The organism is Emcibacter nanhaiensis (assembly GCF_006385175.1).
Classification (GTDB): Bacteria; Pseudomonadota; Alphaproteobacteria; order Sphingomonadales; family Emcibacteraceae; genus Emcibacter; species Emcibacter nanhaiensis.
Genome location: NZ_VFIY01000010.1, coordinates 120,407 through 135,403, shown reverse-complemented (window position 1 = coordinate 135,403; position 14,997 = coordinate 120,407). Strand labels below are relative to the sequence as shown.

The 14,997-nt window shown below is 55.2% G+C and carries 12 protein-coding genes; 7 read left to right on the top strand and 5 right to left on the bottom strand.

The annotated features are described in order from the left end of the window. Window positions 1-11: 11 nt before the first annotated feature. Window positions 12-1,403, bottom strand: coding sequence for a methyl-accepting chemotaxis protein (locus FIV46_RS10100; protein ID WP_139940801.1), 1,392 nt, complete (start codon window positions 1,401-1,403; stop codon window positions 12-14). A gap of 253 nt (window positions 1,404-1,656) precedes the next feature. Between FIV46_RS10100 and FIV46_RS10095 the strand changes: the two genes are divergently transcribed. Beyond that, window positions 1,657-2,034 (top strand): Hpt domain-containing protein, encoded by a 378-nt coding sequence (locus FIV46_RS10095; RefSeq protein ID WP_139940800.1) that lies wholly within the window; start codon window positions 1,657-1,659, stop codon window positions 2,032-2,034. On the opposite strand, the gene FIV46_RS10090 is transcribed toward FIV46_RS10095, so the two are convergent. Together FIV46_RS10090 and ppk2 are read right to left on the bottom strand one after the other, a co-directional pair. Next, on the bottom strand, window positions 1,980-3,080 hold the full coding sequence (locus tag FIV46_RS10090) for a hypothetical protein (RefSeq protein WP_139940799.1): 1,101 nt from the start codon (window positions 3,078-3,080) through the stop codon (window positions 1,980-1,982). The two genes, FIV46_RS10095 and FIV46_RS10090, sit on opposite strands and share 55 nt — an antisense overlap. 176 nt (window positions 3,081-3,256) lie before the next feature. Then, the gene (gene ppk2 / locus FIV46_RS10085; RefSeq protein ID WP_139940798.1) at window positions 3,257-4,021 is read right to left on the bottom strand and encodes a polyphosphate kinase 2; all 765 of its coding nucleotides are present in this window, start codon (window positions 4,019-4,021) and stop codon (window positions 3,257-3,259) included. 151 nt (window positions 4,022-4,172) lie between these two features. Here ppk2 and FIV46_RS10080 point away from each other — a divergent pair, with 151 nt between their 5' ends. Further along, entirely contained in the window at window positions 4,173-5,441 is a 1,269-nt protein-coding gene (locus FIV46_RS10080; protein WP_219846068.1) for an MgtC/SapB family protein, read from the top strand. Between the two features lie 17 nt (window positions 5,442-5,458). Here FIV46_RS10080 and FIV46_RS10075 read toward each other — a convergent pair whose 3' ends face one another. Beyond that, window positions 5,459-6,373, bottom strand: coding sequence for a LysR family transcriptional regulator (locus FIV46_RS10075; RefSeq protein ID WP_139940797.1), 915 nt, complete (start codon window positions 6,371-6,373; stop codon window positions 5,459-5,461). A gap of 103 nt (window positions 6,374-6,476) precedes the next feature. Between FIV46_RS10075 and FIV46_RS10070 the strand changes: the two genes are divergently transcribed. Beyond that, window positions 6,477-8,276: an alkyl/aryl-sulfatase gene (locus tag FIV46_RS10070; RefSeq protein WP_181163177.1), complete on the top strand. Its 1,800-nt coding sequence runs from the start codon at window positions 6,477-6,479 to the stop codon at window positions 8,274-8,276. Window positions 8,277-8,331: 55 nt separating this feature from the next. Here the strand turns inward: FIV46_RS10070 and FIV46_RS10065 are convergent, their stop codons facing one another. Then, window positions 8,332-9,603: an NAD(P)/FAD-dependent oxidoreductase gene (locus FIV46_RS10065; RefSeq protein WP_139940795.1), complete on the bottom strand. Its 1,272-nt coding sequence runs from the start codon at window positions 9,601-9,603 to the stop codon at window positions 8,332-8,334. A gap of 278 nt (window positions 9,604-9,881) precedes the next feature. Between FIV46_RS10065 and FIV46_RS10060 the strand changes: the two genes are divergently transcribed. The 4 genes from FIV46_RS10060 to FIV46_RS10045 are packed head-to-tail and all read left to right on the top strand — an operon-like array spanning window position 9,882 to window position 14,949. After that, window positions 9,882-10,085 carry a YgaP family membrane protein gene (locus FIV46_RS10060; protein ID WP_139940794.1) on the top strand — a complete coding sequence of 68 codons (204 nt, stop codon included), beginning with the start codon at window positions 9,882-9,884 and terminating at the stop codon, window positions 10,083-10,085. Window positions 10,086-10,141: 56 nt separating this feature from the next. After that, window positions 10,142-12,772: an efflux RND transporter permease subunit gene (locus FIV46_RS10055; protein WP_139940793.1), complete on the top strand. Its 2,631-nt coding sequence runs from the start codon at window positions 10,142-10,144 to the stop codon at window positions 12,770-12,772. After that, a complete protein-coding gene (locus FIV46_RS10050; RefSeq protein WP_139940792.1) occupies window positions 12,769-13,554 on the top strand; it encodes an outer membrane lipoprotein-sorting protein in 786 nt (261 codons plus the stop codon). Before FIV46_RS10055 ends, FIV46_RS10050 begins: the two co-directional genes overlap by 4 nt. A 36-nt stretch (window positions 13,555-13,590) precedes the next feature. Then, window positions 13,591-14,949: a hypothetical protein gene (locus FIV46_RS10045; RefSeq protein WP_219846067.1), complete on the top strand. Its 1,359-nt coding sequence runs from the start codon at window positions 13,591-13,593 to the stop codon at window positions 14,947-14,949. Window positions 14,950-14,997 lie beyond the last annotated feature (48 nt).

The window sequence follows — 14,997 nt, the reverse complement described above, 5'->3', positions numbered from 1 at the left end:
CCGGCTTTTTTTCAGGCCTTGTAGGCGATCCTCACCGCACCCCAGTGCTGGCCATTGACGAAGATCGGGGCGGTCGCATCCTTCAGCACGGTGAAGTTGCCGTTACCCATATCCCGGCGATAGGCCTGCAGCAGGAACGGCTCGGTATTCTGCACGGCTCGCTGGGCATTTCGGTCACTATAGATTGTCCGATAGCGGGAATTGGCTTTGTTCCATTCCGGGTCATTGGCCCGCTGGGGCTTATTATACTGGCTGTTGTGGGTCGGAAGATAGCCGTTGCGGTCAAAGGTGCCGCAGATCATGATCCGGCTGTCAAAATTAAGGACCGGGTCCTGGATTGCCGGCAGGATCTGGTCGGTCAGCGAGGAAAATCTGGTCGTAACCTGCTCCGGATCGGTGCCCTCGATCGGGGTATAGGTGAAATCAAACAGATCCCGCTGGCTGATGTGGCCGGAAGCAACAGCTTCTTCAAAAGCTCCGGAGATTTTATTCGCCACCTCCTTGACTTTCTGGATGATCGGGGTGTCGAGGGTTTCAATGCCGGAATCTGCGGTCAGCTGTACAAGTTTTTCGGCGGAAGAAATGAGCTGGACTGTGCGGTCCCGGGCGCTGGCCAGGTTTTTGTCCGCGTTGTCCACGTCTTTTTCCATGCCTTCCAGGGTGCCGACAAACTGTGAGCAATTTGAATCGCAGATTCTGGTGGCTTCCTCGATGGATTGTGCTTCCTGGTCCATGTCGGTCAGTACGTTGTCCATCTCGGTGACCATTTCTGAGAAATTGCTGGTGCTCTCGTGGACATTTTCCGCATTTCTCGTGCTGGCCTGTACGGAATTGCTGAGGGTTGTAATCTTGTCTGCCAGCAGGGAAACAGTGGTGCCGATTTTGGCGGTGGCTTCCGAGGTCTGGTTGGACAGGGCTTTCACTTCGTTGGCGACAACCGAAAAGCCGCGTCCGGCTTCGCCGGCCCGGGCGGCCTCGATGGTGGCGTTCAGGGCCAGCAGGTTGGTCTGGCTGGCGATGTCATTGATGGTGGAGGCGACAGCGCTTACTTCATCCAGGGCAGACTGGAGATCATTGAGCTGTTCGGAGAATTCGCCGACCGAGGCAATGAGCTTGTGGATATCGCCCAGGGTGTTCTCCACCACTTCGCCGGATCGTGACATGCTTTGCCGGGTCTGATGTACCCGGTCCCGGGTGTTTTTCGATGTTTCGCAGATGTTGTTGTTGCTTTGGGAAATTTCCCGGGCTTTCTCCTGCAGGTTCTGAAAAGCCTTTGCCTGTTCACTGACCAGATTGCTGACTTGGTCAACAATGCCGGAAATATCCGCGATTTCAATGCCCAATCCGCCGGCTTCGACGGCAACTGCCTGGAAGGCATCTGTTTTGTCCGATGTCTGTGTCATCTGCGTTTCTCTGTTCTGTAACTCTTATCCGGTTCCTGTCTGTCCCTCTTTTGCGGTCACTCAGTGGTGCGTTGATGAAAGGCGCTTCTGGATGAGTTCCCTGTTTGCACAGTATATAGATTGGATTTAATAAAATATTAAATGTGCGGGCCTTTGGACGTCTTTTTTATGTATAATATTTAACGGATATTTTTATATGCGGAAATATGCTTGAAAACGGGCGGATGTTTCAACCGGGCTGGGGTGAGGAAATATGACGATAGTGGATGAGAATTGCCTGGAGGAGCTGGCTGTTTATCTGGGGGACCAGTTGCATGAAGTGCTTGAAAAATATATCAGCGATGGTGACGCGTATGTCGCCCGGCTGCGGGACAGCCTGCTGGCGGGCGATTTTAAAGGTCTGGCCGACATTGCCCATCCCCTGAAATCCACCAGCCAGCAGATCGGCGCCGGAAGCGTTGCAGCCATAGCCAGGGAAATCGAGGTCAATGCCCGCAGGGAAAATGATCTGGACTATGCGGAGCTGATCGACAGATTGCCGGAACAGTTTGAACAGGTGGAACGGTTTCTCAGAGACTACATGGCCCGCCAGGGAACCGCTTCGACATCAGCCAGCTGGCCGGGTTCTTGATATTCGGGGCATTTACTGTGGTGCCAGTCAAGCGCTTCGCCGATGATGTCCCGATACTCGCGGGAAATTCTCTGGTCGATGATCCTGGCCTGCTTCCGGTCATAATTCTCTTCCCTGTTCTTTGAGTGCCGGGCAAAATTCAGTTCGACCGACCGCATAACCTCTGCGTCGTCAAAGCCCAGGGCAAGGGTTTCGGAGGCCAGCGCCAGGCTCTCTTCCGGCCTGGAAATCAGGCTGTTATAAGACATTACTCGACAGTGGCCGGAGGGAAGCTGTGTCATCAATTTCCTGAAGGCGGCCATCTGGATTTCATAAACCAGCAGGATCAGCCGGGCAGTGCTTTTCCAGGGATCCGCCGCCAGGGGTGCCGCCTGTTCGATCAGGCCGGAATAGTGGGGAAAGGCTCTCTGCAGTTGCCGCAGTAAATTACAGATATAGGTGATCCTCTCCCGCCCGCCGCGAAGCACGGCAATCAGGAAGTCTTCCGGCTCAATGATCAGGAGCACCGCTCGTGACGAGGGATGGCACTCCATCAGCTCCGGCAAAAAACAGTTTACCCAGTTGGACGGCTTGAGCAGCGTTGTTTCTCCGGCTTGCCAGGGGGTGTTGAATTTCTGCAGAACCACGTTTTTCAGCAGGGACCAGTCAGCTCCACTCTCATACAGCGGATGATTTTCCAGCCTGAGTGTGGACAGGGCGATCAGTGCCTGGGGCTCTTTGTAACACAACGCCCTGCCGGGAATGGTGCAGGCCCGCGCGAGCAGGGTGGACCCGCAGAAGGAGACATGGAAAATAAACCGGGCTGGATCACATACAAGCTGGCCGGCAGCTTGAAACTCTTTGAGATGGTCCCAGTCAATCAGGTATCTGTCCCCGTCAACGGACAGCCTGGTTCGCCCGTCGATGAAGGCCGCTTCAGAAATAAGCGCCTTCTCCGTTTTCACAAATTCCAGTTGCCTGGAGTCCGCAAGGATGTTGGTCAGAAAATATTCTGGCGAGTGGATCAACTTGTCCAGGGAGGGCGGAAAAGAAGCGGAATAGGTCATGTGGTGCAGCGGCCCCTGATTATTTTTCTTTAGGGCGCTCTTCTCCCGCAGCAGCCTGGCAGGGCTGCCGGGGAGGAGTGTGCCTGTGTGGTAACGGGTCCAGTATTCACATATGTGGGAAGTAGCGCATCAGTTATGCGATATACTGTCGGATTAGCACGATAAAATGCCGAATATTATTTCGCAATCTGACCGCTGCCAAGCTGGTCCGGATGATAGGAGAAGATAATTTCGTGATCCGGTTTGGCGATATCCAGGTCCCGGTCCGGGCATTCCACATGGGCGATAAGATGCCGGATTACGTTGAGGCGGGCCTCCTTCTTGCTGTCTGCCCGCACGACATGCCAGGGCGTGATGGGATTATGGGTGCGCTCGAACATTTCATTCCGGGCGGCGCTGTAGTCGTGCCAGTGCTCCAGCGCCACTTCGTCAATGGGACTGATTTTCCATTGCTTTAGCGGGTCGATGCGCCTCTCGTCCAGGCGTTTCTTTTGTTCTTTCCTGCTGATATCCAGATAATATTTGATGATCTGGATGCCGGAACGGACCAGCATCTGCTCGAAAGTTACCACAGAGGTCATGAAATCCTCATATTCTGCGTCGGTACAGAAGCCCATAACCCGCTCGACGCCGGCCCGGTTATACCAACTGCGGTTCATCAACACCATCTCCTGGGCAGCGGGCAGATGCTCTGCAAAGCGCTGGAAATACCAGGAACTGCGTTCCCTCTCATTGGGTTTTCCCAGCGCCACGACCCTGGTTTCCCGGGGGCTGAGATGCTGGATGATTCGCTTGATGGTGCCGTCCTTGCCGGCCGCATCCCGACCTTCGAAAATCACCAGGATTTTGTGGTCATGCTTGATGATATGGCGCTGCAGCTTGACCAGCTCGATCTGCAGGTTGCGTAATGTCTTCTTGTAGTCACTGTGTTCTTTGTTCATGAGAGTATCCCGCACCGTGCCTTTCCTTATCCTATAATGCCACAGTTGTCGGAAAAGTCAGCCCTATAGCGGGCGAGGAAGAAAAAACGGCAAGACATCTGAAAAAATCTGCTATGATGTTAAAATCAAAAGATAAAAAGGGAAAAATGTCTTGCCGTTAAATGAGGCTCAACTGGTTTTCTATCATATGGGCGCGGCGCTGGTGATCGGTCTGCTGATCGGCGTTGAGCGGGGCTGGGAAAAGCGTGAGGCCGCGGAAGGGCAGCGCATTGCCGGGGTCAGGACCTATGGCCTGATCGGGCTTTTGGGCGGCGCTGCGGCGCTGGTGGGGGAACATTTCGGGGCTTTGATCGTCGGCCTCTCCTTTTTTGCCGTCGCGGCGGTGCTGACGGTGGTCTATGCGGTCAACCTGCACCGGGGTAATGACGCCGGCATCACCAGCCTGGTGGCCGGCCTGCTCACCTTCCTGCTCGGATGCCTGGCAGCCATGGCCCACGTCAGCATTGCCATTTCCGTCGCGGTGGTTGCGGTGCTGTTGCTCAGTCAAAAACCGTTGTTGCACAAGTGGGTGCGGGGCATCCAGGCCACCGAACTGCAGGCCGGGGTCAAGCTTTTGCTGATTTCCGTGGTTATGTTGCCGGTGCTGCCCGACAAGGGTTATGGTCCCTGGCAGGCGCTCAATCCCTATGTGATCTGGTGGATGGTGGTGCTGATCGCGATCATTTCCTTTGCCGGTTATTTCGCCATCAAGCTCGGCGGCGCGAGGCTGGGGGCGGCATTAACCGGCCTGTTTGGCGGCCTGGCGTCCTCGACCGCGGTAACCCTGCATTTCTCCCGTATCACCCGGCGCAGTCCGTCCATGGCGCCGGTGCTGGCCACGGGAACGCTGCTGGCCTGCGGCACCACCTATCTTCGCATTATCCTGGTGGCGTCCATCCTGAATGCCTCCCTGTTCAAGATTCTTATCCTGCCGACGGCAGTCATGGCGGTGCTGACCTATACCCCTGCCTTCTTTTACTGGCGTAAATATTCGGACAATAAGACCGAAGAAGTCACCGGCCTGATCAATCCGCTGGAGCTGTGGCCGGCCATTGGCTTCGGCGTCCTGCTGGCGGTGGTGATGGTGTTGGGCCGGGCAATCCGGGACTGGATCGGTGCGGCCGGGATCCTCGCCCTGTCGGCCGCCTTCGGGCTTGCGGATGTGGATGCGATCACCCTGTCCCTGTCCCGCATGAGCCAGTTTGATCTCACACCGCAGATCGCTGTCAGCGGCATCATTATTGCTGCTGTGGTCAATAATCTGGTCAAGGGGGGCATCGCCGCCGTGATCGGCGGACAGGATATAGGCAAAAGGGTCAGCCTGCCGCTGATTGCCAGTGCCGCTGCAGGGCTGCTGGCAACCGGGGCTCTGCTCTGGTAGCGGGAAGCGCCGCGACTTCAGATTTGACCAGAGGACAGGTCACCGGAAACTTCCGCAAATAGCTCCGTCAGGGTTCGGACCAGGGGGGAATGCAGGGATTCCTGACGGGTCAGGACTGATGTCTTCAGCTTAGGTTCCTGCTGCAGGGGGAGGGGAATAAGGTCTCCCGCCGCAAAGTCCGCCTGGAACAGGCTTGCCGGGCCGCTGATCACATGGTCTGTAACTTTGGTGATTTCCCTGAGCACATTATAGTTTTCGCATTTCACTCCCTGGTTTGCCGATCCTTCGCCGATCTCTGCGAACCAGTCCCGAAGATAGTCCGGGATACGCGGTGCTGCCAGCGGGTAGTCCAGTATCTCTTTGAACGAAATCCCGGTTCGCCTATTTTTACCGCACAGCAGCGGGTGTCCGGGGCGGGTCGCGAAAACCAGATTTTGATCGGCGAGTGGCACAGTATGCAGGTCTTCAAGATTATTCAGGGGGTCAAAAGCGCCAACTGCCAGGTCGAGACCGACTTTATTGAGAGCGGTCAGCAGGCGTGCGGCAGAATCCACCCTGACCGTGACTGAAATATGTGGATGGAGGGACAAAAAGCGGGACAAAACCCTGGGCAGAAGATTCTGTTCAACAACGGGACCTACACCGATCCTGAGTTCGCCGATTTCCATGTTGGCCATCAGCTGCATTTGGCGCTGAAGCATTTCTCCCCGGTCCAGAAGCTGTTGCCCCTTTTCCAGAAGGTAGGTTCCGAATACCGTGGGGCGGGTGCCGCGGCGACTGCGGTGAAACAGGGTGACGCCCAGCTTGTCTTCGAGGCGGGCGATCTTTTTGGTCAGGGCCGGCTGCGACATGTTCAGGACGTCCGCCGCTTTGTTGAAGCTGCCTTCACTGGCCAGCGCCTTCACCAGCTTCAGTTCCTGCATTTCAATCATCTTATTCCATTTGGTTATTAAAATGGCGAATATATATTATTATATTGAATTTATTAAAGGCTGTACACTTTTCCTGTCACTTAAAAAACAAAGGACAGGGAAGATGCTTCAAGACACTCTCAAGACAGTGAAAATTCTGGTGATGGTGCTTTCTTTATGCCTGGCGACCGGCTCAACTCTGGTTGCCGAAGAGGCCACTGTGGAAAAGCCGGAGATTTCCATTCATCCGGAACTGGCGGCCCACACGGCCCATTTTGAAAAAAAGGTCTACCAGGTGGGAGATAATGTCTATTCCGCCGTCGGCTATAGCCTTGGCAATGTGATTATGATTGTTGGCGAGGACGGTGTGATTGTCGTCGACACGGGGACTCATCCCGGCGAGGCGGCCGAGGCCTGGAACGAGCTTCGCAAATATTCTGACAAGCCGGTGCGGGCCGTGGTCTATACCCACTTCCATCCCGATCACTGGGGCGGGGTCAAGGCGATTGTGTCGCAGGAAGAAGTTGATAGTGGAAAAGTACGGATCTTTGCCCATGAAACCCTGGTCAGCAATGTGGTTCATCAGGGCGGCGCCATGGGTCCGATCCTGGCCATGCGCACCGGGTACAGTTTTGGCCTCGGCCTGCCGCCGGAAGACCGGGAAGGGATGAATGAAGGGATCGGTCCGGAAATCACCCAGGGGACGTCCGGGTTCCTCTATCCAACCGATGTTTTTGATGACCATCTTCAGGTCACCATCGCCGGCGTACAACTGCAAATGGTTCACGTCCCCAGTGAAGCACCGGATGAAATTTCCGTTTACCTGAAAAAGGGCAACATCCTGCTGTCCGGCGAAACCATCCAGGGCCCGACCCTGCCCAATATTCACACATTGCGCGGCACCAAGTTCCGCGATCCGCTGCAATGGTATAAGAGCATCGACCGGCTCAGGGGGTTCAAGGCTGCTTATCTGGTGCCATCCCACGGACAGCCACTCTATGGTGCGGACCGGGTCGAGGAGGTGCTGAGAATGACCCGCGACGGTATCCAGTATATCCACGACCAGACCCTGCGTTATATAAACAAGGGTCTGACCCCGGACGAACTGGCGCAGACAGTGGCATTTCCCGACTATCTGGCCAATTCGAAGCCTTACCTTCGGGAATATTACGGCACTGTCAAACATGCGGTCCGGGAGATCTATGCCGGTTATCTGGGGTGGTTCGAGGGCGATCCGACCGATCTGGACCCGATGCCGCGGAGTGAAGCCTCACGCCGTTATGTAGAACTGCTGGGCGGGCGGGACAGATTGCTGGCCGCCGCCCGGGACGCCTATGAGAAGGGTGAGGCCCAGTGGGCGGCGGAACTGGCGACCCATCTGGTGCGCATCGACCATAAGGATATGCCGGCCCGGTTGCTCAAGGCCGCTGCGCTCCGCAAACTGGGCTATGCCAGCATGAACACTAACTGGCGCAACTGGTATCTGACCTCGGCCCAGGAACTGGAGGGGCATATCGATCCAGTGGCGGATCTCAGGAAATTTATTGGCGCTTTCTCTTCCCCGGATATTGTTGCCGCCTGGCCGCTGGCGCGTCTGGTGGAGGGGCTCGGTCCCCGCCTGGCGGCGGAAAAAACGCTGGGCCGGCACGTAACCGTTGCTTTTGTTGCCACCGATACCGGCGAAGGGCACGCCCTGGAAATCAGGCAGGCGGTGGCCGAATTCCATGCGGACATCCCGTCTGATGCGGAGGTGACGGTGCGGGCGCCCCGGATGGTTCTGGTGGGGTTGCTGACCGGACAGGCCACGGTGGAGCAGTTGCTGGATAAGGGGCTTCTGGGGATTGACGGCGACCCGGCGCGGCTCAGGGAAATCCTGGGAATGTTTGATCCCATGCTCTCGCCCATCGAACTGACCCTGAGATAAAATAAACCCCCGGAGGGTGACCTCCGGGGGTAAATAAGCGTTAGTTTGGTCCGGCTTATTCTTCCAGTTTGCCGATTCCGAACATTTTCAGGATGTACTTCTCATAAATCGGCTCGCTGGTGCCTTTTTTCATCTTGTTCATGAAATATTTCTCGAAGCCGATTTTCGCCAGGTGGACCCATTTCCCTTTCTTGAACCAGGTGGTATTGCGGGGCGGGATTTGCGGCATGGCGACAAAGGCAATGCCGGTATCGCCCATATCCGCCAGGCAGATGGCGTTCCAGGTAGCTTTGGCATAGGGTTTTTTGCCGGCGAGATCGGCAGCAATATTGTGGGCGATCGCGGTCACCATGGATTCAATCATAAAGCCGGTCTTGGGCGTTCCTGTCGGGACAGGCGTGTCTTCCACCGGCGGGATCGCCACACAGACCCCGGCAGAATAGATGTTATTCCATTTGGGGTTGCGCTGATATTCATCAATCAGGACAAACCCTTTCGGGTTACACAGTTCCGTGACTTCCGCCACGGCATCCACGCCGGCGAAGGGCGGAATCAGCATGGCGTGATTGAAGGGAAGTTCGTGGGTTCGTTCCACTTCCTTGTTCTGATTAAACTCCTCAATTTCGAAACTGCCGTCCTTCACTTCCTTGACGCTGGCGTTGCAGATCCATTTGATGTCGCGGTTGCGTAACTCGCTTTCCAGCATGGATTTGGAATCGCCAACCCCGCCGAGGCCGAGGTGGCCGATATAGGGCTCGCTGGTGACAAAGGTCATGGGCACCTTGTTGCGGATCTTTTCGTCTTTCAGAGCCTTGTCCAGGATCAGCGCATACTCATAAGCCGGGCCAAAGCAGCTCGCGCCCTGGAAGGCGCCGACAATGACGGGACCGGGGTTTTCCACCAGCTTCTGGAAATCCAGATAGGATTTTTCTGCATGGGGCAGGGTACAGACAGACTGGGTGTAGCCGTCCGGGCCGGCGCCGGGAATATTCCCCCAGGCCAGTTTGGGACCGGTGGTGATGACCAGATAGTCATAGTCAATGGTATCGCCGGACGCCAGAGTGACCTGGTTGGCATCCGGGTCGATTTTGGTCACCCGTTCGGCGATAAAGCCGATATTTTTCTTCGCCAGATAAGGTTCCGCATCAAAGGCGACTTCGTCGGCTTGCCGCCAGCCCACAGCCACCCAGGGATTTGACGGCACAAATCTGAACTGCGGACTTTCATTGATCATGATCACTTCATGACTTTTGTCCAACTCCTCCCGGATTTCATAAGCTGCCGGCATGCCGCCGAGCCCCGCGCCGATGATAAGTACTTTTGCCATTGTATTTTCCTTTTGACTTTGCCTTCCCTGGAATTAGGTTCTAGATGCTAATAACACAAAACTGCTGTTAATTATAAGACTCTTAACACAGACTGACAGGATTACTTTTGATGCATGTCAACGGTACCCAAAACGCTAAAAAAAGCGTACACTTGAATTTGAACTCCTCAGTACCCAGATTGTTATTTACAGTATTCTTTTGTGAATTGATTGGGATCAAATCCCCCGAAGTTTTTATAGGTTAAAAGGAATTATAGAAGGATTTTAGGAGAATTACCATGTCTATCGATCGTGTCGTCCTTGCTTTTGCCGGAGTTATGATTCTCGTGGGTATTGCCTTGGCGTATTATGTGCATCCCTACTGGATTGCGCTGCCCATTTTTGTCGGCCTTAACATGTTCCAGGCGGCCTTTACCGGCTTTTGTCCCCTGGCCATCATTCTCAAGAAACTGGGCGTGAAGCCGGGACAGGCATTCAACTAGCCGGCCCGTTCGCAACGAACATAAATAATAACAAGTAAGATTTTTGGGAGAAATCCATGATTACCCTCTCTGAAAAGGCCAGTAATACACCAAAGACATTCTACTGGCTGACGGGTCTGCTTAGTGCCCTGATGATCGTGTTGGTGGCGCTGCCCACCTTCTGGCCTGCTTCTTTCAGCATGCTGAGTCCCTTGAAAATTGATACGGACCCGGAAAACATGCTGTCTGCGGACGAGCCGGTGAGGGTATTCCATAATGCCGAGAAAAAGGAATTCTCCCTTTATGATATGGTTGTGGTCGGGGTGGTCAATAAAACCAATCCCCAGGGCGTCTTTAATCAGAAATCCCTGACCGATATTTACGACCTGACCACCTTCGCCAAGAATATCCAGTGGACCGATGAGGACGGCAGCGTCCACGGGGTGATTGCCGCCGATGTGATGGCGCCGTCCACGGTGGATAATATCGAGCCGGGCGGAGTCGGCTCCGTTCGGTTCGAATGGCTGATGAACAGTCCGCCGAAATCCGACGCAGAGGCCCTGGAAATCAGGGAGAAGGCCCAGAACCTGCCGATGCTGAACGGGACCATTGTTTCTGACGACGGCAAGGCGGTGGCCATTTACCTGCCCATTACGGCGAAAAACATCAGCTACAATGTGGTGGAAAAGCTCAAGGAACATATCGCCACCTATGACAATGGTGACGAGTATCATATCACCGGCATGCCGGTGGCCCAGGATGTGTTCGGGGTGGAAATGTTCAAGCAGATGGCCATTTCCGCACCCATGGCCATGATCCTGATCTTCCTGTTGCTGTGGTATTTCTTCAAGAAAGTCAATCTGGTGGTCTCCCCCATGATCGTGGCCATGGCCTCGGTGATTGTCACCATGGGGCTGCTGATTGTGACGGGCAATACCGTCCATATCATGAGCAGCATGATCCCCATTTTCATTATGCCGATCGCGGTGCTGGATGCCATTCACATCCTGTCGGATTTTTATGACTGTTACCATGTCTATAAGGATCGCAGAAAAACCATCGACCATGTGATGAAGGAATTGTCCCGGCCGATGCTGTTTACCACTCTCACCACGGCGGTGGGTTTTGCCTCCCTGGCCTTTACCCCCATTCCACCGGTGCAGGTGTTCGGTATTTTCGTCTCCATCGGGGTGATCGCCGCCTGGTTCTTCACCGTGACCCTGGTTCCGGCCTACATCATGCTGATGAAGGAAGAAAGTTTTGCCGACTTTTCCCACGAAACCAGGGAACAGGCGGAAGGCACCATGATGTTCCGGTCGCTCAACTTCATGGGGGGAATGACGTATAATTATGCCAAATTGATCCTGGCTGGCGTGGTGATCCTGGGTTTTGTCGCCTGGTATGGGATCAACCAGATTGTGATCAATGACAACCCGGTCAAATGGTTCGCCCCCGATCATGATATCCGGGTCGCCGACCGGGAACTGAATGCCCGCTTCTCCGGGACCTATATGGCCTATCTGAAGCTGGAAAGCGCGGCCGAGCAGGGCAGCCTTGCCGACTATGCGGCGACCCTCAGGGACCGCATGGCCGCAAGCACTCTGGCGCCCCTGCAGCAGCTGGCGCCTGAAGTGGAAGCCCTGGCTGGGACCGCCGCCGATAAAAACGAACTGATTTCCCTGCTGGTGGAAAAGGTCGAGAACGGCCTGGACAACGCTCCGGATGAAGAGTGGGAGGCCTGGGACGAGGCCCTGACCTTTGCCGAAGGGCTCGCCAATGAGGGTGAGACCTTTAAAAATCCGGAAGTTCTGCGCTACATCAGCGGTCTGCAGGACTATCTGGTGCAAAGCGGCCTGGTCGGGAAAAGCAGCGCGCTCACCGATGCGGTCAAGACCGTGCATCGGGAACTGTACGCCGGCGACCCGGAAGCCTACCGCATTCCCGATACGCCGGCGGCTGTGGCCCAGACCCTGATCACCTTCCAGAGCGGTCACCGTCCCCAGGACCTGTGGCATTTCGTGACGCCTGATTACAAGAAGGCGGCCATGTGGCTGCAGCTGAAAAGCGGCGACAACAAGGATATGGCCATTGTGGTCAAACAGGTGAATGATTATTTTGCCGCTAATCCGGCGCCGATGGACATCAAACCGAACTGGTTCGGCCTTACCTATATCAATATGATCTGGCAGGACAAGATGGTCAGCGGCATGGCGGAAGCCTTTATCGGCTCCTTTGTCATCGTGCTGGTGATGATGATCTTCCTGTTCCGGTCCTTCCTGTGGGGTGTGCTGGCCATGGTGCCGCTCACGTTCACCATCGGCATGATCTATGGCATCATCGGCCTGATCGGCAAGGATTATGACATGCCGGTGGCGGTTCTGTCCTCGCTCAGCCTTGGCCTGGCGGTGGACTATGCCATCCATTTCCTGGCCCGGTCCCGGGAAATGCGAAAACGCCACAAGGACTGGAAGGAAACCGCCAGCGCGGTCTTCGGCGAACCGGCCGTGGCCATTACCCGGAATGTGATCGTGGTGGGTATCGGCTTTTTGCCGCTGCTGGCGGCGCCGCTGGTGCCCTACCAGACGGTCGGTACTTTCATCTCCGCCATCCTGGTCCTGGCCGGGGTCGCCACACTGACCATTCTGCCGGCTATGATCCGGGTCCTGGAAAAATTCCTGTTTGGAAAAGAAGCAAAGGAAAAATCATGAAGAAATTATTCGCAACCCTTGTTTTTCCGCTGATCCTTTTTGCCGGGGCTGCCCAGGCCCAGGACGTGATGGAGGTCGTCAAGAAAGCCAACCACACCTCCTATTACCAGGGCAATGACGGACGCGCCATGGTGGACATGGAAATCCTGGACGACCAGGGACGCAGCCGTTCGCGCCAGTTTGTGATCCTGCGCCGGGACGATGAAGAGGCCGATACCGGGCAGAAGTTCTACGTTTATTTCAACAAGCCGGCTGATGTGAAGAAGATGGCCTTCATGGTGTGGAAGAATGTTGACCGGGATGACGACCGCTGGCTCTACCTGCCGGCCCTGGACCTGGTAAAACGGATCGCCGCCAGTGACGAACGCACCAGCTTCGTCGGCTCACACTTCTTTTATGAAGATGTTTCCGGCCGCGGGATTGAAGAGGATACCCATGAACTGGTGGAGGAAACCGACGAGCTCTATAAGATCAAGAGTGTGCCCAAGGATACCGGCAAGGTCGAGTTTGCCTATTATGTGAACTGGATCCACAAAGCCACCTTCCTGCCCATCAAGACCGAATATTACGACGAGAACGGTCGCAACTACCGGACCTACACGGCGTTGAAGGTGGAAATGGTTGACGGGCATCCGACTGTGACCGCGTCGCAGATGAGCGACAACGTCAGTGGCGGCAAAACCACAATGAGCTATAGTGAGGTCAAATATGATGTGGATCTGCCGGAGGATATCTTCACCGAACGCTACCTCAGGAAGGCCCCGCGCAAATACCTGAAATAACCCGGGCTGCATTTGGCTGTAAAACAAAGAAAAATGATGAAAAAATCCGCTGTATTGATGACCGCAGGCCTGGCCTGCTGGATGGGTATGGGCATAGCCTCGGCCCAGGAGATCAAGTTGCCCGAAGGCCTGATGGGGCTGGGAACCGGCGACAAAGAAGAAGAGAGCAAAAAAGAGAAAAAATCGGCAGGCCTTCCCTTCGACCTGACCGGGTTTATCGAAGGCCGCATTGGGGTGCGCACCCAGTCTGATGATCATGAAAAATCCGCCAGCATTGGCGAGACCCGCCTGCAGCTGGATATGGAGAAACAGGTGGACATGTTCACCTTTAACCTGACCACTGATTTCCTGCTGGATCCGGTGGTCGACGACTATGGCGTGGACCTGGAAAGCGGCAAGGGACTGATTGACCTGCGTGAAGCCAATGTCACCTTCAGTCCGCTGGATTTCATGGATGTGAAGCTCGGGCGCCAGATCCTGACCTGGGGCACCGGGGACCTGATTTTCATCAACGATTTGTTTCCCAAGGACTGGAACAGTTTCTTCATCGGCCGGGATGATGAATATCTCAAGGCACCGTCCGACGCCCTGAAAGCGGCCTTTTTCTCCGACAGCTTCAACCTTGATGTGGTCTACACCCCCCGCTTTGACAATGACCGCTATATCGACGGGCACCGCATCTCCTTTTTCGATCGCGGGCTGAACGACCTCAGGGGCAGGGAAAATGTGGTGACGGCAGATCTGCCCGACGACTGGTTCAGCGACGATGAGCTGGCGCTGCGCCTGTATCGTTCCTTCGGTGCCTTCGAGACGGCACTTTACTATTACAACGGGTATTGGAAAAGCCCGGGCGGTCAGAACATGATGACCGGCGCGGTCACCTTCCCCAAACTGCAGGTCTTCGGCGCCAGTGTGCGCGGCCCGGTGGCCAAGGGGATCGCCAATATGGAGGCAGGCTACTATAAAAGCGCCTCGGGCTCCGGTTCCAATCCCCTGGTCCGGAACAGCGAATTTCGTTTCCTGGCCGGTTATGAGCAGGAGATTGCCACCGAGCTGACCGCGTCCGTGCAATATTATCTGGAACGGAAGCTGGACTATGATGCCTATGTGGCCAGCCTGCCGCCGGGCGCCATCGTCGATGATGAAAACCGGCACCTGATTACCCTGCGCCTGACCAAGCTGTTGAAGCAGCAGACCATGACGGTTTCGCTGTTCAACTTCTGGTCCCCGTCCGACAAGGACGGTTACCTGCGGTTCAATGTTTCCTACAAGATTACCGACAGTCTGGAAGTGGAAGGCGGCGGAAATGTCTTTTACGGAGCGGAGAATTACAGCTTTTTCGGCCAGTTCCAGGACAACAGTAATATCTATGCCGGACTGAGATATAATTTCTAGTTCTTCGCATCTGCGGTAAGTATTTATAATATAAGAAAAATGCAATAT

Bases quoted from the DNA above. Each gene is read 5' to 3' on its own strand.
- FIV46_RS10100 (WP_139940801.1), bottom strand. From the start codon at position 1,403: ATGACACAGACATCGGACAAAACAGATGCCTTCCAGGCAGTTGCCGTC.
- FIV46_RS10095 (WP_139940800.1), top strand. From the start codon at position 1,657: ATGACGATAGTGGATGAGAATTGCCTGGAGGAGCTGGCTGTTTATCTG.
- FIV46_RS10090 (WP_139940799.1), bottom strand. From the start codon at position 3,080: ATGACCTATTCCGCTTCTTTTCCGCCCTCCCTGGACAAGTTGATCCAC.
- ppk2 (WP_139940798.1), bottom strand. From the start codon at position 4,021: ATGAACAAAGAACACAGTGACTACAAGAAGACATTACGCAACCTGCAG.
- FIV46_RS10075 (WP_139940797.1), bottom strand. From the start codon at position 6,373: ATGATTGAAATGCAGGAACTGAAGCTGGTGAAGGCGCTGGCCAGTGAA.
- FIV46_RS10070 (WP_181163177.1), top strand. From the start codon at position 6,477: ATGCTTCAAGACACTCTCAAGACAGTGAAAATTCTGGTGATGGTGCTT.
- FIV46_RS10065 (WP_139940795.1), bottom strand. From the start codon at position 9,603: ATGGCAAAAGTACTTATCATCGGCGCGGGGCTCGGCGGCATGCCGGCA.
- FIV46_RS10060 (WP_139940794.1), top strand. From the start codon at position 9,882: ATGTCTATCGATCGTGTCGTCCTTGCTTTTGCCGGAGTTATGATTCTC.
- FIV46_RS10055 (WP_139940793.1), top strand. From the start codon at position 10,142: ATGATTACCCTCTCTGAAAAGGCCAGTAATACACCAAAGACATTCTAC.
- FIV46_RS10050 (WP_139940792.1), top strand. From the start codon at position 12,769: ATGAAGAAATTATTCGCAACCCTTGTTTTTCCGCTGATCCTTTTTGCC.
- FIV46_RS10045 (WP_219846067.1), top strand. From the start codon at position 13,591: ATGAAAAAATCCGCTGTATTGATGACCGCAGGCCTGGCCTGCTGGATG.